The organism is Vibrio sp. 10N.286.46.A8 (genome assembly GCF_041470165.1).
Taxonomy (GTDB): Bacteria; Pseudomonadota; Gammaproteobacteria; order Enterobacterales; family Vibrionaceae; genus Vibrio; species Vibrio tasmaniensis_A.
The window spans coordinates 961-1,405 of the sequence record NZ_JBFRLX010000377.1; the positions used below are offsets into that span (position 1 = coordinate 961).

A 445-nucleotide genomic window follows, 5' to 3' on the forward strand; every position below is an offset into this window, starting at 1 on the left:
TGTCGGTTATGGTTTGGTGACGGGTTTGCCGGGCACCGGTGAGACAACTCCCTTTACCGATCAAACGTTTAACGCAATGCTGCAAAATTTTGGCATTCAATTGCCGCCTGGCACCAAGCCAAAAACCAAAAACGTTGCGGCGGTAATCGTTACCGCTGAACTTCCGGCATTCTCCAAGCAAGGTCAGGAAGTAGACGTAACGGTGTCGTCTATTGGTTCAGCAAAAAGCCTTCGTGGTGGTACTTTGCTGCAGACTTTTCTTAAAGGTCTGGACGGTCAAGTGTACGCTGTGGCACAAGGTAATTTGGTTGTGAGTGGTTTTAGTGCTCAAGGCAACGATGGTTCTAAGCTCGTTGGTAACAACCCAAACGTCGGTATCATCTCTAGCGGTGCGACGGTAGAGCAAGAAATCCCAACCCCATTTGGTCGTGGTGACTACATCACT

The 445-nt window shown here is 49.2% G+C and carries 1 protein-coding gene; it reads left to right on the forward strand.

The features are described from left to right. A partial coding sequence (locus tag AB4232_RS22555; RefSeq protein WP_372088083.1) for a flagellar basal body P-ring protein FlgI occupies positions 1-445 on the forward strand: 445 nt, incomplete at both ends.